18 protein-coding genes and 2 pseudogenes are annotated in these 22,932 nt (G+C 52.7%); 17 read left to right on the top strand and 3 right to left on the bottom strand.

The window, feature by feature from the left end:
• From CFLAV_RS29930 to CFLAV_RS29895, 8 genes and pseudogenes are all read left to right on the top strand, one after another.
• A partial coding sequence (locus CFLAV_RS29930; RefSeq protein ID WP_007418680.1) for an AbgT family transporter occupies positions 1 to 847 on the top strand: 847 nt, incomplete at its 5' end.
• A gap of 189 nt (positions 848 to 1,036) precedes the next feature.
• Positions 1,037 to 2,041, top strand: coding sequence for a glutaminase A (gene glsA, locus CFLAV_RS29925; protein ID WP_007418679.1), 1,005 nt, complete (start codon positions 1,037 to 1,039; stop codon positions 2,039 to 2,041).
• A 141-nt stretch (positions 2,042 to 2,182) separates the two neighbouring features.
• Complete coding sequence (locus CFLAV_RS29920; protein WP_007418678.1) at positions 2,183 to 3,610, top strand: dipeptidase; 1,428 nt, start codon at positions 2,183 to 2,185, stop codon at positions 3,608 to 3,610.
• Positions 3,607 to 4,935 carry a peptidase T gene (gene pepT, locus CFLAV_RS29915; protein WP_007418677.1) on the top strand — a complete coding sequence of 443 codons (1,329 nt, stop codon included), beginning with the start codon at positions 3,607 to 3,609 and terminating at the stop codon, positions 4,933 to 4,935. The genes CFLAV_RS29920 and pepT overlap by 4 nt, the downstream gene beginning before the upstream one ends.
• A 57-nt stretch (positions 4,936 to 4,992) precedes the next feature.
• On the top strand, positions 4,993 to 5,757 hold the full coding sequence (locus tag CFLAV_RS29910; protein WP_040550801.1) for a GAP family protein: 765 nt from the start codon (positions 4,993 to 4,995) through the stop codon (positions 5,755 to 5,757).
• Positions 5,745 to 6,458 (top strand): GAP family protein, encoded by a 714-nt coding sequence (locus CFLAV_RS29905; RefSeq protein ID WP_063816483.1) that lies wholly within the window; start codon positions 5,745 to 5,747, stop codon positions 6,456 to 6,458. The genes CFLAV_RS29910 and CFLAV_RS29905 overlap by 13 nt, the downstream gene beginning before the upstream one ends.
• Before the next feature lie 11 nt (positions 6,459 to 6,469).
• Positions 6,470 to 7,952 (top strand): annotated as a pseudogene (locus tag CFLAV_RS29900) (aspartate ammonia-lyase).
• Between the two features lie 26 nt (positions 7,953 to 7,978).
• Positions 7,979 to 9,790, top strand: a complete 1,812-nt coding sequence (locus CFLAV_RS29895; RefSeq protein WP_007418672.1) for an SLC13 family permease — start codon at positions 7,979 to 7,981, stop codon at positions 9,788 to 9,790.
• Between the two features lie 38 nt (positions 9,791 to 9,828).
• On the opposite strand, the gene CFLAV_RS29890 is transcribed toward CFLAV_RS29895, so the two are convergent.
• Positions 9,829 to 10,512 (bottom strand): hypothetical protein, encoded by a 684-nt coding sequence (locus tag CFLAV_RS29890; protein WP_007418671.1) that lies wholly within the window; start codon positions 10,510 to 10,512, stop codon positions 9,829 to 9,831.
• Positions 10,513 to 11,026: 514 nt separating this feature from the next.
• Here CFLAV_RS29890 and CFLAV_RS29880 point away from each other — a divergent pair.
• A complete protein-coding gene (locus CFLAV_RS29880; protein WP_007418669.1) occupies positions 11,027 to 12,835 on the top strand; it encodes a hypothetical protein in 1,809 nt (602 codons plus the stop codon).
• Positions 12,836 to 12,856: 21 nt separating this feature from the next.
• Here the strand turns inward: CFLAV_RS29880 and CFLAV_RS29875 are convergent, their stop codons facing one another.
• Positions 12,857 to 13,720: a beta-xylosidase gene (locus CFLAV_RS29875; protein ID WP_283950775.1), complete on the bottom strand. Its 864-nt coding sequence runs from the start codon at positions 13,718 to 13,720 to the stop codon at positions 12,857 to 12,859.
• Entirely contained in the window at positions 13,611 to 14,900 is a 1,290-nt protein-coding gene (locus tag CFLAV_RS29870; RefSeq protein WP_007418667.1) for an inositol-3-phosphate synthase, read from the bottom strand. The genes CFLAV_RS29875 and CFLAV_RS29870 overlap by 110 nt, the downstream gene beginning before the upstream one ends.
• A 234-nt stretch (positions 14,901 to 15,134) precedes the next feature.
• Between CFLAV_RS29870 and CFLAV_RS29865 the strand changes: the two genes are divergently transcribed.
• The 8 genes and pseudogenes from CFLAV_RS29865 to CFLAV_RS29830 all read left to right on the top strand — a co-directional run.
• Positions 15,135 to 15,416: a hypothetical protein gene (locus tag CFLAV_RS29865; RefSeq protein WP_007418666.1), complete on the top strand. Its 282-nt coding sequence runs from the start codon at positions 15,135 to 15,137 to the stop codon at positions 15,414 to 15,416.
• 280 nt (positions 15,417 to 15,696) lie between these two features.
• The gene (locus CFLAV_RS29860; RefSeq protein ID WP_007418665.1) at positions 15,697 to 16,815 is read left to right on the top strand and encodes an NAD-dependent epimerase/dehydratase family protein; all 1,119 of its coding nucleotides are present in this window, start codon (positions 15,697 to 15,699) and stop codon (positions 16,813 to 16,815) included.
• The gene (locus tag CFLAV_RS29855; protein ID WP_007418664.1) at positions 16,812 to 18,125 is read left to right on the top strand and encodes an NAD-dependent epimerase/dehydratase family protein; all 1,314 of its coding nucleotides are present in this window, start codon (positions 16,812 to 16,814) and stop codon (positions 18,123 to 18,125) included. Before CFLAV_RS29860 ends, CFLAV_RS29855 begins: the two co-directional genes overlap by 4 nt.
• 67 nt (positions 18,126 to 18,192) lie before the next feature.
• On the top strand, positions 18,193 to 19,164 hold the full coding sequence (locus CFLAV_RS29850) for an MDR/zinc-dependent alcohol dehydrogenase-like family protein (protein WP_202796974.1): 972 nt from the start codon (positions 18,193 to 18,195) through the stop codon (positions 19,162 to 19,164).
• A complete protein-coding gene (locus tag CFLAV_RS29845; protein WP_007418662.1) occupies positions 19,161 to 20,201 on the top strand; it encodes a Gfo/Idh/MocA family protein in 1,041 nt (346 codons plus the stop codon). The genes CFLAV_RS29850 and CFLAV_RS29845 overlap by 4 nt, the downstream gene beginning before the upstream one ends.
• A gap of 44 nt (positions 20,202 to 20,245) precedes the next feature.
• On the top strand, positions 20,246 to 21,340 hold the full coding sequence (locus CFLAV_RS29840) for a glycosyltransferase family 4 protein (RefSeq protein WP_150107677.1): 1,095 nt from the start codon (positions 20,246 to 20,248) through the stop codon (positions 21,338 to 21,340).
• Entirely contained in the window at positions 21,328 to 22,416 is a 1,089-nt protein-coding gene (locus CFLAV_RS29835; protein WP_040550798.1) for a CgeB family protein, read from the top strand. The genes CFLAV_RS29840 and CFLAV_RS29835 overlap by 13 nt, the downstream gene beginning before the upstream one ends.
• Before the next feature lie 27 nt (positions 22,417 to 22,443).
• Positions 22,444 to 22,932: pseudogene (locus CFLAV_RS29830) on the top strand (hypothetical protein); the annotation flags it as partial.

Here is a 22,932-nt window from a genome sequence, read left to right as displayed (position 1 = left end):
GCTTACTGTGGTGGTCTCGCTCATCACCGACAAATGGGTTGAGCCGCGGTTGGGGGAATATAAACCAGAGCCGGGCACTGTGGTGCAAAGCAAGACCATTTCCCCTGAGGAATCGCGTGGCTTGAAATACGCGACCTGGGCAGTCATTGGTGGACTGGTGATCTTTGGGCTTTTGACACTCCCACACGCAGCGCCGCTGCGAAACCCGGAAACCCACGCCCTTATCGGAGACTCGCCTTTCATGGACGGGCTCATCGTATTCATCGCGTTGATGTTCCTGTTCGCCGGAGCTGCATATGGATTTGGCGCCGGCACCATGAAGAGTGCCACCGATGTCATTAAAGCCATGGAAAAAGCCGTTGCCGGACTGGCCGGCCTGATTTTTCTCTTGTTCGTCATCAGCCAGTTCAACGCCTTTTTCACCTACACCAACATGGCGACAGTTGCCGCGGTGAAACTGGGTGATGCTCTCGAGCATGCGGGTCTTGGCGCTCTTCCATTGTTGGTTGGATTTGTATTTGTTGTCGGTCTGCTCGATATCATCATGACGGGAGCGATACCGAAGTGGGCCATTTTCGCTCCGATTTTTGTGCCTCTGATGATGCGGTTGGGTGTGCATCCCGAAGCCGTGCTGGCTGCTTACCGCGTCGGCGATTCACCGATTAATGCGATTTCGCCATTGAACGCATACTTCGCGTTGATCGTTTCGTTTGCCCTGATCTACAAGAAGGATGCGGGGGTGGGAACGGTGGTTGCGTTGATGTTGCCGTACGTCGTGGTGCTCTTTGTAGTTTGGACTATTCTCCTGGCATTATGGCAGATACTGGGACTTCCGTGGGGCTTTTGATGAACCTGCGTCATTCGTTTTGTGGGACAGGAGAGTGTTTAAATGATTACCCAAGCTTTTGCCTTCCATATAAACTTGTGAGTCGAGGGAGGATGGTTGTCCACTCCATCGATCGATTCGCTGTCGACGAGATTCCGAGCGCCTTTGGTTGCCTCTGACAAACCGGCGGAGTGGCCGAAGAAAGAATAAATGCAAACGCAATTTCAGATTGATGAAGGAGCCGAGGCCTCGCCTGTATCCACCGGTCATTTACCGTCCGGCGAGAAGGTGAGGGAATTGGTGGCCGAGGCACATGAGCGTTTCAAGTTAAACCCGGAAGGAGAGAATTCGCAGGTTTATCCGGCGCTGGCTGAAGTGCCGAAGGATTTGTTCGGCATATGCGTGGTCGGTACCAAGGGCGATGTGTATGAGGCTGGCGATGCGGAATACGAGTTTGCGATCATGAGCGTGTCCAAACCGTTCATTTTCGCCTTGGTGTGTGAAGCCCTGGGTCCCGAGGCGGCCCGTAAGAGACTAGGGGTGAACAGCACCGGACTTCCGTTCAATTCGCTTTCGGCCATCGAACGCGCCGAGGATGGCAGAACGAACCCGATGGTTAACTCGGGAGCAATCGCGACAACGAGTCTCGTGCCGGGCATAACCCATGACGACAAGTGGCGGTTCATTCACGACGGCTTGTCCCGTTTCGCGGGCCGAACACTTTCACTGGACCACGAAGTGTATCATTCAGCATCGGAAACCAACCACCGGAACCGGAGCATCGCGCGCCTGCTCCAGAGCTACGATCGCATTTTTTTCGATCCAGTGCAGGTAACCGACTTGTACACCAGGCAATGCTCGTTGAACGTGAGCGCGAGGGATTTGGCGGTCATGGGCGCCACGCTTGCTGATGGCGGAGTGAATCCCCTGACCAAAGAGCAGGTGGTTGACGCGTCGGTCTGCCATTATGCCTTGGCGGTAATGACCACGGCTGGATTGTACGAGACCTCGGGTGACTGGCTTTACGACATTGGGTTGCCAGGAAAGAGCGGGATCGGCGGGGGGATTGTCACTGTGTCGCCGGGCAAAGGTGGACTGGGGACTTTTGCGCCGCCGCTCGACCAAGCTGGAAACAGTGTCAAAGGGCAACTCGTTGCCAGGTTTCTCTCGGAGCGATTGGGCATGGACCTGTTTGTCTCAAAACCTGCTGATTGAGGCGATGGAGAATGCGCCCCTTCGTTGCCGGAAGCTGAATCGTAATTTAAATAGGGAGGCGAACTTCCGACTCCCGCAAATTGGAGAATTGTTATGTTACCGAGAGCAAAACACAAAACCTATATAAGGGGTCGTGGCAGGATGGATAGTCTTCAAGTCAGCGAGCAGGAGCAAGCCACGGAGGCACCACGCAAGTATTCGCGCGAGCATTCGGAGAGATTTCGACACGAGCTTCACGAATTTATCCGCATCCCCAGCCTGAGCGGCGATCCGGCACGTGCTGGTGACGTTAAACGTGCAGCAGAATGGTTGGCAGCGCATTTGCATGCGCTGGGCATCAAGAACGCTAAAGTAATGCCCACGGGCGGCCATCCAGTCGTGTATGCCGAGTGGATGGGTGCGGGGCCGAACAAGCCAACCGTCCTGGTATATGGACACTATGATGTGGTGCCTGCCGAGATGAAGGATGGTTGGAATACACCACCTTTCGAACCAGTCGAGAGGGGTGGCAAGATCTATGCACGTGGTGCGACGGACGATAAAGGGCAACTGTTCATCCATGTCAAAGCCCTCGAGTCGTATCTGGAAGCCAGCGGCGGTGCGCCGGTCAATGTGAAGTTTCTGATTGAAGGCGAGGAAGAAATTTCTTCCCCCAATCTCGCGCCTTTTATCAAAAGGAACCTGAAGTTGCTCAAGTCCGACGTGTGCGTGATCAGCGATTCGGGGATGCGCGCGATTGAAGAACCGGCCATTGCGCACAGCTTGCGAGGCATGACTTATATCGAGCTCGAGGTTCAGGGACCGAAGGAAGATCTGCACAGCGGTTTCTGGGGCGGAGCGACGCACAATCCCGCGCTTGCGCTCGTGGAAATTCTTTCGAAGCTCTACAAACCCGACAATACCATCGCGGTGCCAGGGTTCTACGACGACGTCGTTCCGCTGACCGCGAAAGAGCGCGAGATGATTTCGAAGGCGGCGCTGACCGAAAAACAGTTCAAAGAAGCCACGGGCGTGCCGGCTGTGTGGGGGGATAAGAAATATACGATTCGCGAGCGCCTGTCAGCCCGTCCAACGCTTGAAATCAACGGCATGTGGAGTGGTTATTCAGGTCCCGGACCCAAGACCATCATCCCTGCCAGGGCCGGTGCCAAAGTGAGTTGCCGTCTGGTTGGCGATCAGGATCCCGACAAGATTTACAAGCTGTTGAGTAAATACATTGAATCGATCACGCCGCCGACCGTGAAGGTAAAAGTTACCTTGTTGACCAAGGGCAAGCCTGCGTTGATCCCGTTTGATCTGCCGGAAATGCAAGCCGCAGAGCGGGCGTATGAGAAAGGGTGGGGGCATAAGCCGATTTTCACGCGCGGCGGTGGCAGCATCCCCATTGTTGCGGACATCTACAACATGATGAATATTCCAGTGGTAATGATGGGCTATGGGCTGGAAAGCGACGGACTGCATTCTCCCAATGAGCATTACACCATCGAGATGTTCCATCGCGGTGTCGAAACGGCGATTGTCTATCTGGGAGAATTGGCTCAATTGCCGCGAAAAAAAGTGCGCAAATGAAATCAAAATTCGACAGCGAACTTGAAGATCGCTTCGTGCGTTATGCCCGCATCGACACCCAGAGTGACGAAAAGTCTGCCACTTCACCCAGCACAGAGAAGCAGTACAACCTGCTCAAACTTCTGGTGAATGAACTGAAGTCCATCGGTGCGCAGGATGTGACTCTGACCGACTATGGCGCTGTCATAGCCAGTATCCCGAGCACCGTGAAGGCCGAAATACCCACCATCGCTTTTCTGGCCCATGTGGACACGGCACCTGCCTTCAGCGGAACCGGTGTGAAGCCTATTGTCCACCGCAACTACAATGGCAGTGACATCGTTCTACCCGACGACCAGAACGCCGTGCTATCACCCAAACGGTTTCCGTACCTGGCCAGGAAAGCAGGGGATGACATCATTACGGCCAGTGGGACCACCCTCCTCGGGGCAGATGATAAAGCAGGTGTGGCGATTGTCATGACCTTTGCCCGCCATCTGCTGCAAAATCCTGACCTGCCTCATGGCCCGATCCGAATTGGTTTTACACCAGATGAAGAGATCGGTCGCGGCGTACACGCCCGCTTGCCAGCCGACTTGGGATGCGACGTTGCCTACACACTGGATGGCGGTGAACTTGGGGAGATTGTGTATGAGACGTTCTCGGCGGACAAGGCGGTCGTGCACATTCAGGGTGTATCGATTCATCCGGGGCAGGCCAAGGACAAGTTAGTCAACGCCCTGCATCTGGCCGCCAAGCTCATAAATACAATGCCTCAGGTCACGCTTACTCCTGAGACTACCGCTGACCGTGAGGGTTTCATCCATGTCTACCAGATGAGTGGCACGCCAGCAGCAGCGGACCTTGGCTTCATCCTTCGTGACTTCGAACTGGATGGCCTGCGCGATCATGGCGAATTGCTCAAGCAGGTCTGCACCACGGTGCAGGCTACCGAACCACGCGCCAGGATCAACTGCACCATCACGCCACAGTATCGCAACATGCGGTACTGGCTTGAGGAGGACATGCGTCCCGTTGAACTGGCACGGGAGGCATGTGACGAGTCAGGCATCAAACATTTCTCCAGTCCCACGCGCGGCGGCACTGACGGCTCGCGTCTAACTGAGATGGGTGTGCCTACACCCAACCTTTTCACCGGCATGCAAAACATCCATGGTCCACTCGAATGGATCAGCGTGCAGAACATGGCCCGCGCGGTAGAGATGTGCGTGAAGCTCGGGGAATTGTGGAGTAGCCCAACGAGTGCGGCGCCAACTGCAATTCAAGGAAACCGGCATAGGAAGGGAGCGGCTGATACTGCTGCTTTGGTGGACTGGTCAGGGTAAAGCAGCTCCGGCTTCGTGGATTCGCTGTGATGGCCCAGGTGGTTTATGGGAATGGTAATGGCTAACTTGCTGCCAGTGGTCTTCGTTGCCTCTGTGCTGCCGCTGGAGATCGTTATGACCCTGCTTTTGTTGAGTGGTGAAAGGGGCTTGATCAAAGCAATGGCGTTTGCCGCAGGCGCCATGGGGGTTCGCACAATTCAAAGTATTTTGTTCGGCTGCGTGTTCGTTATCGCCGGCGAAGCTGGTGGCGAGTACGCATCCCATCCCATCGCTTCCATTCTGCTGTTGATGGCTGGCATCATCATGCTCATCAACGTCGTCAGGACATGGCGCAAGAAAGGCGATCCTGACGCACCACCACCGAAGTGGATGACGAGTCTCAGCGCAGCCTCGGCGCTCACGACGTTTGGCATAGGCGGACTGAGCATGGTGATTTCGATCAAACAGTGGATCTTTACGCTCTCAGCCATTGCCGTCATAAACGAGGTACAGTTGAGCCGGTTGGGCCGGATACTCATGTATCTCTTTTTTGTTGTGGCAGCGTATTCGCTGGTGCTGGCGCCTATCATTACCAGCGTTTTTGCACCAATGCAGGCTGCTAAATTGCTGGAGATTACACAGGTTTGGTTGGGACGCCACAACCGGAGGATCACCATGGTGGCTTCGTTGATTTTGGGGGTATGGTTTATGTGGAAAGGAACGACTGATTTGCTGGCACATGGTGGTACGCACGGTTCGCCGACGACGACTGCAATGGGCTTACCGATCCATGGCACGTTGTGGATTCACTTTAATGACCTTGCTTTTGTATGGCTAAGTTGATGGTTAGTTTGCTGCCACTGATCATTGGAGCCTCGTTTGGCGGACCGATGTGGGCCATCATGACATTGCTCTTTTTGCGCGGGGAAGGGGGCATGGTCAAAGCGACGGCATTCGCAGTCGGAGCGATGATAGTGCGTGTGTTGCAGGGTATTTTATTTGGTTATGTTTTTATTTCGGCCGTCAGGGCAGGCGGTGAGGTTGGAGCCAATTTTATGGCTTCGACGATGCTGTTGATGGTGGGGGTTCTGCTGCTGGCCACCGTGATCAAGACGTTGTGCAAGGAAGAAGATCCGGATGCACCGCCGCCCAAGTGGATGACGGCCCTGGATGGGATCACGGCACTTACTGCGTGTGGCATGGGCGCATTGCTGATGTTGATTGGGATGAAGCAGTGGATCTTTACGCTCTCAGCCATCGCCGTCATCGATGAGGCGCAGTTGGGGCTGACGGCCAGCATCTTCGCGTATCTTTTCTTCGCCGTGGCTGCGCAGGCACTTGTGCTGGCGCCGATCATCAGTCGCGCTGTGGCGCCGAAACAATCGGCCAGAGTGCTGGAACTGCTGCTAGCCTGGCTGGAGCGTCGGAGCCGGGCGATTACGATCGTGGCTTCATTGATTTTTGGAGTTTGGTTTATTACGAAAGGCGTGACTGGATTGATGGGCCACGGTGCTGAGACAGCGATTACAAATACCCATAAATAAGGGAGGAAACAATGAGCGATCAACGAGCAAACAGAGCTTTTCACAGGAGCATTCACACCCTCGCCTCCGCTGATGGACCCGTGCGGATTGAGACGGACAGTCTTGGCTCAAAGCAGATACCGGCGAATGCTTATTGGGGGTTAAATGTCAGCCGTGCGCTCGATAATTTTGCCATCAGCGGACGCCCAATCTCTGAGTATCCTGACTTGATCTTCGGCTATGCCTGCGTGAAACAGGCTGCGGCGCGTGCCAACGCCGAAATTGGAGTCCTGGAGCGTGACAAGGCTGATTTGATCGACCGCGCGTGCGAGGAGATCAAGGATAGCAAATTGCAGGATCAATTCATCGTGGACATCCTGCAGGGTGGGGCGGGAACGTCCACAAACATGAATGCTAATGAAGTAATTGCCAATCGCGGATTGGAGTTGGCAGGTTTCTCAAAGGGCAACTATGAACACCTTGATCCCAATGATCACGTGAACCGGAGTCAGAGTACGAATGATACCTATCCGACAGCACTAAAGATCGGGTTATGCCTATCCATCGAGCGGCTGCTCGCTGAACTCGAGCTTTTGGGGCGAGCGTTTCATGATAAGGGGCGGGAGTTTGCAGGCATTGTGAAAGTGGGACGCACGCAGTTGCAGGATGCGGTGCCGATGACACTGGAGCAGGAGTTCGAAGGCTTCGCTGTCACGTTGGCAGAGGATCACGCGACCCTACATGGTGTCATTCAGCGCCTTGGAGAGATCAATCTGGGGGCAACAGCGATTGGAACGGGCATTGCCGCTGATCCACGCTACGCTGAGGCCGTGCGCAAGCATCTCGCAGATATCACCGGTTACAAGATTGTCACCGCGCCAAACCTGATTGAAGCGACCACCGATGTTGGAGTTTTTATGGAACTCTCCGCAACGCTCAAGCGCAGTGCGATGAAGCTCTCGAAGATTTGCAATGATCTGCGGCTCCTTGGTTCGGGGCCTCAGGCGGGGCTCAATGAGATTAATCTTCCGGCAAGGCAGGCGGGATCGAGCATCATGCCGGGCAAGGTGAACCCGGTCATTCCTGAAGTTGTGAACGAGGTGGCATTCGTGGTCGCCGGGCGGGGATGTGACGATGACCATGGCTGCGGAAGCGGGGCAACTCCAGCTCAACGCATTTGAACCTGTCATGGCCCACGTGCTGTTTGAGAATCTTAAATGGATGACTGCAGCAATGACGACGTTGCGCGTGAACTGTGTTGAGGGAATCACTGCTAATAGGGAGCGTCTCGCCAGAGAAGTTGATTCCTTCGTTGGAGTAATCACCGCGCTCATCCCACACATTGGTTATGGGCCAGCAGCCAAGATGGCAAAAGAAGCACTGGCGAGCCATGCCAACATCGCCGAACTTGTGGTGAAGTCAGGCGTCCTCACGCGGGAGCAGGTTGACACAATGCTGTCGCCGGAGCGTCTGACCAGCAATCGAGAAGTGTATGCACACGGGACTCGAGATTGATCTTATTCAGCCGAGGGACGAACACTATGAATGACATTGCCATTACCTTCGCCCTGGTAGTCGTAGTGGTGGCACTATTCGCGTGGAACCGCATCCCGGTAGTGATTGTGGCCATTGGGCTGGCATTGGCGCTTTATGCCACGGGTATTCTGGATGCGGAACAAGCTTTGGGCGGTCTTGGCGATCCTGCCGTGATCTTCATCGCGTCCCTGTTCGTAGTCAGTGCGGGACTCGATGCAACGGGCGTAACAGCGTGGGCGGGGAAATTCCTGATCGCCAAGGCTGGGAAGAGTCACACGCGGTTGCTCATTTTTATCATGCTGCTGGTCGCATTACTCACAGCGCTTATCAGCGTGAATGGCGCAGTCGCAGCACTCCTGCCAATGGTCGTCGTGATGGCGATCAAGCTCGGCCGCTCGCCGTCGCAGCTGCTCATGCCACTGGTATTCGCAGCGCATGCCGGGTCGATGTTAACGCTCACCGGGACACCTGTAAACGTCCTCGTTTCAGAGGCCGGCACGAACGCGGGAATCGGAGCCTTCGGCTACTTTGAGTTCGCCATCGTCGGCGTCCCCCTGCTGCTTGGCAGCATGGCTATCATAGCGATTTTCGGGGAGCGCCTGCTGCCGCAGCGGAGGGGCCGGACAATTCCATCCAATCTCAGCAAACACGCCCAGACGCTCATCGAGCAGTACACGCTCGACGATGGGATTTTCCGGCTGCGTGTGCGGCCGCATTCGTCTTACATAGGGTTGTCCTCGGACAGTATCGATTTCAAGGACTATCCGGGCCTGACGCTGGTTTCCATTCAAGAGGGAGATGAAGGTGGCCCTTTACAGCGCTCCACACTGGAATGTGGCGACATTCTCATCGTTCGAGGTGAAGCAAAAACGGCGTGTAGTCTGGCGACAGATAAAATTCTTGCCTTTCGTTCGGAGCATGCGGCCGCAGATGTCGCGGACGCTCTGTTCAACCGCACGTCGGGTCTGGGGGAACTGGTGATTCCTCCCCGGTCGGGGATGATTGGCACAGCAGTGTTTCCAGGGATGGTCACCCCCAGTAGTGATCTCGTCATCCTGGCCGTGCAACGCAAAGGCGAGGACTTGGGGCCAAACGAAACCGTGTTGGCAGCTGGCGATACACTGCTTCTTCAGGGAACCTGGGAGGCGCTTGATGAACACCTCGATGATCCAGATGTTCTAGTCGTCGACTCACCGGAAGTGGTGCGCCGGCAAGCCGTGCCGATGGGAGTTGGAGCGAAGCGAGCAATCGCGGTGCTCGTCGGAATGGTGATACTTCTTGCCACGGACGCAGTTCCTGCAGTCATTGCAGGATTGGTTGCGGCTTGTTCCATGGTTTTGCTGAAGGTGCTTACAGTAACGCAAGCGTATCGTTCCATCAATTGGACAACGGTCATCCTGGTTGGTGCAATGATGCCGCTCTCGATGGCGATGGAGAAGACGGGTGCAGCGAACCTGATGGCTGAGAGGCTTGTCAACCTGGTGGGTAATGCTGGTCCATATGCATTGCTCGCCGGGCTCTTCGTGCTGACCGCCTTGCTTGGCCAGATTATCAGCAACACGGCAACGGCGCTCATTATCATCCCGATTGCAGTGGCCGCCGCGACCGAGATCGGAGTGTCTCCGCGACCGGTGTTGATGAGCGTCGCGGTGGCAGCGGCGGCCTCCTTTCTCACACCCGTCGCCACTCCGGTAAACCTGATGGTGATGGGACCGGGCGGGTACCGCTTCGGCGACTACTGGAAGCTTGGGCTGCCGTTAATGTTGTGGTTCTTCGTCGTGGCGACCTTCCTTGTACCGGTGTTCTGGCGGTTTTGAGCGGGCCTTAGGGGCGGCTCATCAGCGGCATCGATGATTTACATCGTTACGGCGCGGTTCACGGGAAGAACCGGCAGCTTGAAAAACGTAAAGAAAGCCACGAACAAAACTATCAAGCCGAGCCAGAGGACGGCTCTACGCCCTCTTGGTGTCTTCAGTTGCGGGGCAGTCCCGCCGAAGAAGAGTGCTGCAGCCAGCAGCACGGTAGTCAAAATGTAGCGGCGGCTGACCTTGTCCGCCTCCTCTGCCTGGTCCCATAGTAGATCACTTTCCGAATCGATGCGGTCTGCCTCGATCAGCAGAGAAGGCTGGTAAATATTCGTGATAAATGGATGTGGCGGTGCATTGGAATTTTCGAACGGTCGCGTGCGCATCCAGGCGTCGAATGCATTTTTTAACTCTGGACGAAACTGGCCTTCATATAGGCGGGCCAGCGGTTCGTTCGAAGTGTTGCGTGCATTCTGATACTGACTGAAGACGAAGGCGTCCAAGAGAAAGGCCTGATTTGATTTCAGTCGAGAAGTGGCTGCCTCATGTGTTCGGATTACAGAAAGGCTGGACAACTTCGTTGACCGGGCTCCCCAGGAGGTAGCCTGATAGGAACACCATGCAGTTCCGACGGTGGCGAGGGAGAGAAGGACGACGGCAATCGCGTCGAAGACAACGTAACGGCGCGGGGGTGAAGATGGTTTATCCGAAGTTTGGTTCACGCCCTTTTCCATAGTGGTTTGTGATGTTGCGACCGAATCTTGTATTCACAATTCTCCCTGCAACGCTTGATGTCAAATTGCAGGACTATGCAGGCAGTGAGTAGTTCCTGAAGTTGTGGAAGCGACATGGTCGGATCGTCAGCAATAAGGGCCCCCAATATTGATTGAATAGCTTCTATATTGGCATTCACTTTTTCTTCCCGCAATTCGCGTGACTTTGTCTCCATACGTTGTGTTTCAACTGATTAGTTATGGCTTAAAGCCCTGCCCAAATGGCCAAAGTAACTGATTCTGAGGATCTCAAAGAAACATTTCCTGCAGGATATGCTTAGCCAATGACAAATAGGCCATGGCGTATTTTCATGATTTAGTCCATCAGACTGCGACCATCATACTTTTGTTTATCAGATAGGCTCCAGTTGCTAAGGTTGTTTCTCTAGGTCATATTTTCTTGCCATGTGATGTCCAAGCGGGTGCCGATTCGGCAGAGTATTGAATCATAGAAACTAACAAGGTGGGAAATATAATGATTGTTTACGGTGACCCGCGATTTGGAATAGAAGCTAAAGAGTTTATACAGCATTTAGAGAGACAAACAGCGCTCATCCATTGGGACAATTTGGATGCTGCCCGTTCGGTGTTGATTCAATGTGGTCAGTTTGAGCAGGGGATCATGGATCAGTACGAAGAACAAAATAAATCCCTGATCCAAAGCCGCGTTCAGACAGTTACTGATTCTGCCAGCACCCTCTTTTATGCATTACTGTTTGATGCTTGCAGGAAGTTGCCGGAACCGCGATATGAAATCAGAACCGCGCTGGACCATTTGCAATCCGCCCTGCAACAGGTCCAAGACATTAATAATGTCAGTTTGCAAATAAAAGTTCCTGAAGGCTTCGAGTTTTACACTCTCTATCCGGAACAATACTGTTTTGCTGCATGCAAATGGTGCAGCCATCACGTATCCGTTCCTCCCCGTAAAAAGGCGGTCGTGATTGGCTTGCGTAGTATTGGTACCAGCCTATCTGCCTTGGTGGCCACCACGCTCGAAGTGGTTGGTTGGGAAACACTTCGTTTTACAGTCCGGCCGAGGGGTAATCCCTTTGAACGTGAGGCAAATATACCTGACATTGATCTGACCGATATAGCCCAAGTTCTTATTGTTGATGAAGGCCCTGGCATTTCTGGCTCCTCTCTGACTGCGGTCGTCCAAGTTCTTCTCGAAAAGTCTTTCCCTCTGGAATGCATCACCTTGTTTCCTGGTCATGCAGGAGAGCCTGGCTGCTTTGCTTCGCCTCGCGTACGATCAATCTGGTCTTCCATCCCCAAACAAATTGTCACGCTGGATGAACTTCATTGGAATAATCGTTCGCTGCCCGAATTGTTGACCAGTAAATCTGAAGAAATGTTTCATCCCGCAGTTTTTGATGGCATCGAAGACTTAAGTGCTGGTCTTTGGCGCAGACATGCTTATCCAAATGCATCAGAATGGCCTTGCATTTGCCTAACGTTTGAGAGAACAAAGTACCTTTGTTCTGCCAGTGGATCACTCGCAATCATTTGGAAATTCATTGGTTTGGGTTCCTTAAATGAAAAGTGTTCCAACTCGTATGACCTGGTTCGGCGTTCACAGGTCGGTCCGACTAAAAATCTCCACCTGCCTGTTCTTGGTTTATTTAATGGATTCATGGCCTTGCCATGGATTGGAGGAAGACGTCTCTTATGTTCCGATGCCTCGAACCCGCTGATTCTTGGGACTATTGCACAACATATCATCGCCTCATCCATTCCTTCTCAATCTGAGGAACGAAATGCAGCCGAGATTACCCGCCTTGGACAAATGCTCCAGGGTAATACCATGGAGAGTTTAGGCGAAAGATACGCTCACTGCATCAATCGTTCCATCGGCGTCGCATTGAACCAGTCTCCCGGCCTAAACTACGGTGACGGTCATCTTGGCCCACATGAATGGATACAAACTCCACAGGGAGCTCTTTTTAAAGTTGATAATTTCGGTCACCGGATTGATCACACCATCGTCGGAACACAATCAATTCTTTGGGACATAGCCCGTGCAACGATTGAATGGAAGATGAACAGAATTACCAGTGCTGCCTTTTATTCAATAATCGAATCCGCTGGTGTTGCAATTCCTCCAGACGCTCTCACATTCTATCGTATGGCCTATGCTGCCTTTCGCCTGGGGCAAATCTCGTTGTGCCGAACCTCGACCACCAGCGAGACTTGGGAGCTAATCCATTCACAACATGCCGCAACGTATCATCGCGAGTATCTTGCCCATGAATTGGAATTGCAGACTTCGGAAACCGGATAAGAGGCTTTCCAGTTATGAGGTTCAGTCCACCAATAAGGATGGTTCAACTGGGGATTTGTTCACCGGGTCTCCCGCATAACGTTCCACCACTTCCGCTGCAAACCTGGAAAACTCGTCCAGGCATAATGGAGGGCTTGTGCAATTCGAGGCCTTACCCCGGGAAGGCGGCGTGAAGCAAAGTGTGATGGTCGTGTCAAATTCCGCAAGTGCTTCCATCTGTCGATCAAACCATTGTAATGCGTTTGGACGCTCCCAGTCAGCCCAGCTAATTCCCGTCCGCAATTTTCTCACTCCGAGTTTGCGCAACCACTCAACTGCAAAATCCAATCGATGATCTTCAAAGTGGAACCATTGGCAGATCCCCATTTCAGGGTTGAAATATTTTATCGCTGGCTTTGGTGTGCGGTCTTCCCGGATCAGTCCCATGTAAAAATGACGGTAATACGCACTTCCCTCACATTCCTTGTGACGGGTCGTGGCCTCCCATTTCATGGGCAAATCCAACAGGCTGTACCAAAACACCCGGTCCGCGTTGCCAATCAACAACTCACTGGTCCGTTGAATGCCGAAAGTTTGCACTTCATCCGCACCGAAGGTGGATACTCCCACTTCCGTCACCCAAATGGGCAAATCCGTTACCGCTCTGATTTCGTCCAGTTTCTTCGGCCAATCGTTGATTTGCCAATGGTTCCAATCCAGTGGAAAGCCATGTACTCCCACTGCATCCAGATAAGCCAGCAAACCATAACTCTTTAATAAGTCGATAAAGCCAGCGTCAATTGGCGATATTCCCCCGAGGATGATCGGCAATTTCGGACGGCATTGCCGGATGGCGATCGCTGCCATCCGCGTCATTTCCGCGAACTCCTTCCAGCCTTGGTCCATCTGAAAATCCCAATGGGACAGGTTGTTTGGTTCGTTCCACAATTTGATTGCCTCGATCATCTTTATTCCTGTTTTCTGCGATGAATTCTTCCGTTTTTTGCCTGGCCTCGTAATCGGTGAATTGTTGCGGCGGTGATTTCATGAAATAACTCGAGGGTCCAACCAGCGCACCTCCGATACCCCGGTCCATTGCCAGTTTTGCGCAACGTATGGCATCAATCACCACACCAGCGGAATTAGGTGAATCCCAGACTTCCAGTTTCAGTTCACAATTTAAGGGCACGTTTCCAAAGGTTGTTCCTTCCATGCGGATGTAGCACCATTTACGATCTTCCAGCCAGGGCACATAATCGCTCGGCCCCACATGCACATTGTTTGCAGGCATGGGTGTGCCCAACTGGCTGGTCACAGCATTGGTCTTCGAAATCTTTTTTGATTCCAACCTCTCCCGTTCCAGCATGTTAATGAAATCAGTATTGCCGCCAAAATTGAGCTGGTACGTCCGGTCCAGCCTGACTCCCCGTTCAGTAAACAGTGTTGTTAACACCCTGTGCGTAATGGTCGCCCCCACCTGCGATTTGATGTCGTCACCAATGATCGGCAGTCCACGGTCTTCGAACCGTTTCTGCCAGTAAGGTTGGGACCCAATAAATACCGGGATGCAATTGATAAATCCACAACCAGCCTCCAGCACCTGCTCGACATACCATTTTGTCGCCATCTCCGAACCGACGGGCAGATACGAAACCACCACATCAGTGCGCGTCGCCTTCAGAATGCCTAAAATATCATCTGTTTCTCCCGGCGCCTTCTCAATGACCTGATTGAGATACTTCCCCAATCCATCATGGGTCATTCCCCGATAAACTTTCACGCCAAGCGCGGGCACTTCACAAAATTTATAGGTGTTGTTTGGCGCGGCAAAAATGGCTTCCGATAGATCCCTGCCTACCTTGGTCGAATTCACATCGAATGCGGCGGTGAACTCGATATCCCGAATGTGGTAGCCACCCAGGCCAACATGCATCAGGCCGGGCACAGTGTCTCCCTCCCGGGCATCCTTATAAAATTCCACGCCTTGAACAAGGGAGGATGCGCAATTGCCAACGCCCACAATTGCAACGCGAATCTTCTTCCTGCCATTCCGTTCCTTGAGATTTTGGGAAAGCTTTGCGTCCATAAACGTTTATTATAAATCGATTTGAGGCTCGCCCCAGTGGGGTAAATACATGCTTTTGTTTACAAGCCTTATTACCCTCCTGGGCGCAGGAGATTTCTGAAGGACAATTCCATTCCAGGACCGGATGCCATAGTGCGTGTCAACAGAGGTAGCTTATCACCCCGTGGAAGCTACAAAGCTCAAACTGGATGCTGCTTTGGAAGAGTTTTTCAGTTTTAAACCAAGGACATATTTATGAATGCTGAGGCTAAAAAAACAACCGATCACGAAGAAATAAAACACTGGGTCGAGGATCATGGCGGCAAGCCAGTTTCAGTCAAGGGGACAGGTGGCAAGGGAGATCCCGGATTGCTGCGCATCGATTTTCCCGGTTATAGCGGTGAGGATACCCTGGAGGACATCTCCTGGGACGAGTGGTTTGATAAATTTGATGAAAAGCATCTTGCTTTCCTGTACCGGGAAGAAACCAGCAAAGGAAAAGAAAGCCGCTTCTGCAAATTGGTAAGTCGTAAGTAAACAGTGTCGCTCGCTTCTTTTGGCGGGAGACACTTCATGCCATGTCCCTTCTATAAAACTATTTTGTGAGTGCCATATGATGCTTTTCTCCTGTGCTGTCAGCGTAATGCGCGGTCTGGTTCAATGTCATTAAGAGAGATTATTCCCAATTATTCCAATTCCATTTTTCGTTTGTTGTGACAGAAATCCCTCTGCCTCAGCCTTTCTGGAGCGCCGTTTAAAAACGGGCTGTACTCCCCAGTTGTTTACTGCTCGTCCACGTTCAACGGTTTGTTTCGTCATGAGTAAAAAAGTTTTGATTACGGGGGGGGCAGGATTCATCGGTTCCCATCTGACTGATGAGTTGCTTGAGCAAGGTTATGACGTGCGCATTCTGGATAACCTGGCACCGCAAGTCCACGGACCTCAACCTCAACGGCCTTCGTATCTGAATTCCGAAGCGGAATTGATCGTTGGCGATGTCCGAGATGCCGGCAAGCTTCGCCATGCGCTTGAAGACATCGATGCTGTTTATCATCTTGCTGCCATGGTGGGAGTTGGGCAAAGCATGTACGAAGTGGCCGAATATACTTCCGTGAATAATGAAGGCACGGCAGTGCTTTTGCAGGCGCTTATCGAGAAGCCCGTCGAGAAACTGGTGGTTGCCTCCAGCATGAGCCTTTATGGCGAAGGGCTCTACCGTTCAGCCGCCGGAACCCTGGTGTCAGGCACGGATCGTGACCTGGCACAACTCAAGGCTCGCGATTGGGAACTGCATGGTCCGAACGGCGAAGTTCTCGTTCCAGTTCCAACACCAGAGACCAAATTACCGTGCCTGGCTTCAGTGTATGCTTTATCCAAGTTCGATCAGGAGCAAATGTGCCTTATTCTCGGCAAGGCCTACAACATTCCAACGGTGGCCCTGCGCTTCTTTAATGTTTTTGGAACACGCCAGGCACTTTCCAACCCCTATACCGGGGTGCTCGCCATCTTTGCCTCACGACTGATGAACAATAATTCGCCCTGCATCTTTGAAGATGGTTTGCAGCAGCGCGATTTCGTGAGTGTCTACGACATTGCACGCGCCTGTCGCCTGGCGATGGAAACCTCGGCAGCGGCGGGCGGCGTGTTCAACCTCGGCAGCGGCAGACATTATACGATCAAGGAGATTGCCGGGGGCGTTGCCAAAGTAATGGGCAAGGAATACCTCAAACCTGAAATCACGGGCAAATATCGAGTTGGCGACATCCGTAATTGCTTTGCTGATATCAGCCTTGCTCGCAGCGTTCTGGGTTATGACCCCCTGGTTACCCTGGAAGAAGGGCTGCTTGAGTTAGTGGAATGGCTGGATGGACAAGTTGCCGAGGATCGGGTGGAACAAGCCCAGGCCGAGCTCTCAGCACGGGGACTTACCGTATGAACTTAAAAAATCATGCCAAACGAAATGGGATGTCCAATGGGACGGAACAAATGAACTCCAGTTCTCACCTGCCTTCCATTTCCAGAACGTCTCAAAGACAAAAGCCAGTCTTGATTACCGGCGGCGCGGGATTTATTGGCACGAATGTGGCCCACAGATTCCTTTCAAAGGGCCAGCCGGTTCTCATCTATGAAAATCTTTCACGTCCCGGTGTCCAGCGTAATCTGGAGTGGCTGCAAAAAACTCACGGTGACCTGCTGGAGGTGGAAATCGCTGGGATTCAGGATGCCGATAAAATTCGCCGGGCAGCCCGGCATGCCTCGAAAGTTTTTCACTTTGCTGCCCAGGTGGCAGTCACAAGCAGTCTTCTCGATCCGGTTCACGATTTTGAAGTCAATGCTCGGGGCACACTCAACCTCCTGGAGGGTTTGCGGTCATTGTCGACGCCACCGCCGCTGTTATTCACCAGCACGAACAAGGTGTATGGCGATCTTCATGACGTGGATTTACAGATGCGTGATGGGCGATATGAGCCAGTCGATCCGCTGTTGCGCACCCACGGTTTTAACGAGTCGCGCCAGCTCGACTTTCACAGCCCTTATGGCTGCTCGAAAGGCTGCGCGTGTGAGTATGTGCTCGATTATGCGCGCACCTTTAAAATGCCGGCAGTGGCATTTCACATGAGTTGCATCTACGGTCCGCATCAATTTGGCAATGAAGATCAGGGCTGGGTTGCTCATTTTCTCATTCAAGCCCTTCGAAACAAACCAATCACCGTCTATGGCGATGGACGGCAGGTGCGTGACATTCTTTTCGTCGAAGATTTAATTGATGCATTTCTCCTGGCCCACGAGAATATTGGCAGCTTTTCGGGGCAGGCATTTAACATTGGCGGCAGTCCAGCTAACACCAGCAGCCTGATCGAACTGCTGGCATTGATTAAGAACTTGCAGGGAAATGAGCCGGAAGTGCATTTTGACGACTGGCGTCCGGCTGACCAACGTTATTACGTCTCGGACATTCGCAAATTCTCGTCGGCCACTGGCTGGGCTCCCAAAGTAGATGTGCAACAAGGAGTCAGCCGTCTCTTCCACTGGTTGAAGGAAAACCATCCTCGCTCAACGGAAGTGCTTAAAACTAGCGACTTCCCAGTCAATCGCTTGAGCAAGAAAAGCGATAACTCGCGACATTCCTTTGCCAACGGCACTGTTTGCACCGGCCATAAAAAAGTGCCTCGCACGAAACACTTATACGAGGCCGGAGACACGCATGTGAAATGTCCGGACCGTAAGATGGAAAAATTATTGTAGGCAAATCGCTTTTGGCAGTCATGGAAAGTATCCGAGCCTTTCTTTACGCAGAAGAGCATCTCTTAATATGGACAGGAACAAATTTATGCGGGCGGCAGTGGTGGAATCACCTCTCAAAATCCGTATTGATAAAGTCCCTCTGCCAGTGCCGGATGTTGGCGCTGTGCGTGTGCGTCTTGAAGGCTGTGGGGTCTGTGGATCGAACCTTTCTGCCTGGGAAGGACGGCCCTGGTTCAATTATCCGCTCGCGCCAGGTGAACTGGGTCATGAAGGTTGGGGAATCGTCGATGCCTTGGGCTCGAACACAACAAAATTTAAACTGGGAGACCGCGTTGCCATGCTCTCCTATCGAGCCTACGCAGAATACGATGTGGCCAGCGAAGAGAGCATGGTAAAACTTCCTGAAAACCTGCGGAATCATCTGTTTCCTGGAGAACCACTAGCTTGTGCAATCAATGTTTTTCGCCGCTGCCGCATTGAACCGGGACAAAACGTTGCCATTGTGGGCATCGGATTCATGGGGGCGCTCCTCACCGCGCTTGCGGCTCAATCGGGCGTAAATGTGATTGCCATTTCACGTCGCAAAACTGCACTGCAGGTGGCGCAAGCCTGCGGGGCTGCCGAGGCTATTCCGATGGAGGATCACTTCCGGATTATCGATCAGGTGAACACATTTACCAAAAGCCAGGGATGCGACTGTGTCATCGAAGCCGTGGGTTGCCAAGGTCCTCTGGACCTGGCAGGCGAACTCACACGCGAGCGGGGTCGACTCGTAATTGCCGGTTATCATCAGGACGGTCCGCGCCAGATTAATCTGCAACTCTGGAATTGGCGCGGACTGGACGTGATCAACGCACATGAACGCGACCCGGCAATTTATCTGCGAGGAATGGAGGCTGCCGTTGAAGCCGTTGCATCCGGCACTCTTAATCCGGCTCCTCTTTTCACCCACACATATAAATTGGAGGAACTCCCCGAAGCACTGAATGCGATGAAGAATCGACCGGATAAATTCATGAAGGCTCTCATTACTCTATGATTACCATCCAGGAAACTTGTGATACTCAAGTTCGCATTACTAGTCAGCCAAAGCTCAAGCCCCGTTTGGGCTTCCTGGGAGTAGGCTGGATTGGCCGACACCGGCTGGAGGCGGTTGCCAACAGCAAAATGGCAGAGGTGGTGGCCATTGCTGATCCAGCGCAAGACTTGTTGCAAAAGGCCGCTGAAAGCGCGCCAAAAGCAGTTCTTTTGCATTCACTCGACGAACTGCTTGAATTCGGCTTGGACGGATTGGTAATTGCCACTCCAAGTGCCTTGCATGCCGATCAGGCGGTGGCTGCTTTGGAACGTGGAGTGGCGGTTTTTTGCCAAAAGCCCCTGGGCAGAAATGAAGCCGAGACGCTTCGCGTCATCGATGCCGCCCGCTCGGCCGATTTGCTTTTGGGCGTGGATCTTTCCTACCACCATATGACACAAGTCCGGATGGTGGCCGACCTCATCCAATCTGGTGAATTGGGCGATATTTATGTCGTCGACTTGATGTTTCACAATGCTTACGGTCCGGACAAGGCATGGTTTTATGATCGCAAATTGTCGGGTGGGGGGTGCGTCATCGATCTGGGCGTCCACCTGGTGGACCTCGCGCTCAGCTGTCTCAACTCTCCTGCGGCGTGCAAAGTAACCAGCCGTTTGTTCTCACATGGTCGACCAATCTCAGACGATTCACAGCAGGTGGAAGATTATGCAGTCGCACGGATTGATCTGGCCAACAACACAACGCTTCAACTCTCTTGCTCGTGGAAATTGCCGGCGGGCTGCGATGCCATCATTGCGGCTTCCTTTTATGGAACTAAAGGTGGCGCCTCCTTCAGAAATATTGACGGATCATTTTACAATTTTATGGCGGAACGCTTTCGCGGAACTCAAAGGGAAATTCTCTCTTCAGCCCAGGAGGAATGGGGCGGTAAAGCTGCCATCGATTGGACTCGCCGACTTTCAGAATCGCCACGTTTTGATCCCGAAGTGAACAGGTTAATTCAAGTCGCTTCAATCCTGGATGCCATTTATCGCGGATAAGAACCATGGATAATGTTTATTCGGACATTCCTCAACGAATCCTTATGACCGCTGATAGCATCGGCGGCGTTTGGACTTACGCCTTGGAACTTGCATCCGCCCTCGCGCCCAGCGGAGTCGAAGTGATTCTTGCCAGCATGGGATCACGTCTCGACCGGCATCAGGTGAGGCAGGCCAGCTCGATTCCAAATGTCGAGGTCTTTGAAAGCAGTTTCAAATTGGAATGGATGAAAGAACCCTGGCGTGATTTGTCATTGGCTGGTGATTGGCTTTTGGATTTGGAGACGCGCCATCCTGCCGACATCATTCATCTTAATGGATACGCTCACGCCGTCTTGCCCTGGCGGGCTCCGGTATTGGTTGCAGGCCATTCCTGCATTCTCTCCTGGTGGAGAGCTGTTAAAGGTGTGGATGCTCCTCAATCCTTCCATCGATATTCTGAAGCCGTCCGTATGGGAATCAGTGCCGCCCAACTGATTGTTGCGCCATCCCAGGCGATGCTCTCCGCTCTATCCAGGCACTATGGGCCTCTGCCTGATTCAATGGTGATTTACAATGGCCGGAACCCGGTTCGATTTACGTCAGGGCGAAAAGAAAACCTGATCCTCTCCGCAGGCCGATTATGGGATGAGGCGAAAAATATTGGTTCCCTGGCAGAAATCGCACACGAACTCTCCTGGCCGGTTTACGTAGCCGGGGAATCGAAACACCCCGACGGTATCAATTTCGCGCATGAGAAAGTGAACCTTCTCGGGAGCCTGTCAATGGATGAATTGGTTCCTTGGTTTACGAGAGCAGCAATATATGTTCTGCCCGCCCGTTACGAACCTTTCGGACTGTCTGTTCTCGAAGCGGCTTTGTCCGGTTGCGCATTGGTTTTGGGCGATATCCCCAGTCTGCGTGAGATTTGGCAGAAGGATGCCGTGTACGTCTCACCGGATGATACAACAGGAATATTGGACGCGCTTAACAAACTGATTACCGATCAGGCGCAATTGACACACTTGGGCAGGCGCGCCCGCTTGCGCGCCCTCAATTTTGATCATCAAACGATGGCCCGGCACTATTTGTCGGCCTATTCGAATCTGATTCGAAAGCAACAACACAATGTTAGGGCTCAGCCTGTATGCATATCGTGATGTTTTATCAAACGCTTTTGTCTGACTGGAATCATGGCAATGCCCATTTCCTTCGCGGGATTGCGACCGAACTGATCAATCGCGGTCATAAAGTTGAGATTTATGAGCCCGAAGATTCCTGGAGTTACAAAAACCTTGTATTGGAACATGGACACAATCCCGTCACACAGTTTCATGCTGCCTATCCACTGCTCACGGCCAGTCGCTATGATCGGGCCACTCTTGACTTAAACCGAATACTTGAGTGTGCCAACCTCGTACTTGTGCACGAGTGGAACGATCACGAACTGGTTCGTGCCATCGGAGCACATAGAAAACGCAATCAGCATTACCGCCTATTGTTTCATGACACGCATCATCGCATGGTGACGGACCCTAAGAGCATGGTGGCCTATGATTTGAGCAATTACGATGGAGTGCTGGCCTATGGAGCAATTTTGCGGGATCTTTATAAGGCCGATGGCCGGGTTCAGCGGGCGTGGAAATGGCATGAGGCCGCGGACACTCGCATCTTTCATCCTGTTGAAAATTTAGAGAACGAAGGCGACCTCGTCTGGATTGGTAACTGGGGAGATGGAGAACGCAGCGCAGAAATTGAGGAATTCATCATTCAGCCCATTAAAAGCCTTAGCTTAAAGAGCCGCTTTCATGGCGTTCGTTACCCTGGCGAGGCGCTGCAGATTCTTTCTGATGCCGGGATTGAATACGCTGGATGGCTCCCGAACTTTGAAGTTCCGCAAGTTTTCGGACGGTACAAGGTTACTGTGCATGTGCCTCGACGCCCTTACATCAAGGCGCTCCCCGGAATACCAACGATACGACCGTTTGAAGCTCTGGCCTGTGGCATACCTTTAATTTGTTCCCCCTGGGACGATGCCGAACATCTTTTCACGCCCGGCCAAGACTTCCTGATGGTGCGCAACGGAAAGGAAATGCGACAAGCCCTCAATGCTGTTCTCAATGACAAAGCAATGGCGAAGGAACTCGCCGCCAGCGGCCTTAAAACGATTCAAACCCGTCACACCTGTGCTCATCGAGTTGATGAGCTGCTGGCCATCGCAAAGGAGATTCAATAATCGGACAAAACTATAAAGCAACTTTCCATGAGCAAGGGACTTAATATTTCATTCTTTGGATCCAGTCTGGTTTCCGCCTACTGGAACGGCGCCGCCACGTACTATCGCGGATTAATTCGCGCGCTGCACGAAAGAGGTCATCGTGTCACTTTTTATGAACCGGATGCCTACAACCGCCAGCAACATCTGGACATCCTTGATCCGGATTGGGCAAAAGTAGTTGTTTATCCCGGAAACGATGATTCAGCTGCGTTGAAAGCGGTCGAATCGGCACGAGGTGAAGACTTGATCATTAAGGCCAGCGGCGTGGGTGTTTACGACGAGCTGCTCGAGCGAGCTGTGCTGGATTTGCAAACACCTGAAACGCTGGTTGCGTTCCTCGATGTTGATGCCCCGGCCACGCTCGATCGCATTCAGAAAAGTCCGGATGATCCATTCCGCAAGCTCGTATCCCAGTACGACCTGATTTTGACTTATGGAGGAGGAAAACCCGTAATTAAAGCTTATATAGCTGCC

It is taken from the genome of Pedosphaera parvula Ellin514, from assembly GCF_000172555.1.
Taxonomy (GTDB): domain Bacteria; phylum Verrucomicrobiota; class Verrucomicrobiia; order Limisphaerales; family Pedosphaeraceae; genus Pedosphaera.
The sequence above is the reverse complement of the archived record's forward strand: the minus strand, read 5'-3'. Positions and strand labels throughout refer to the sequence as shown.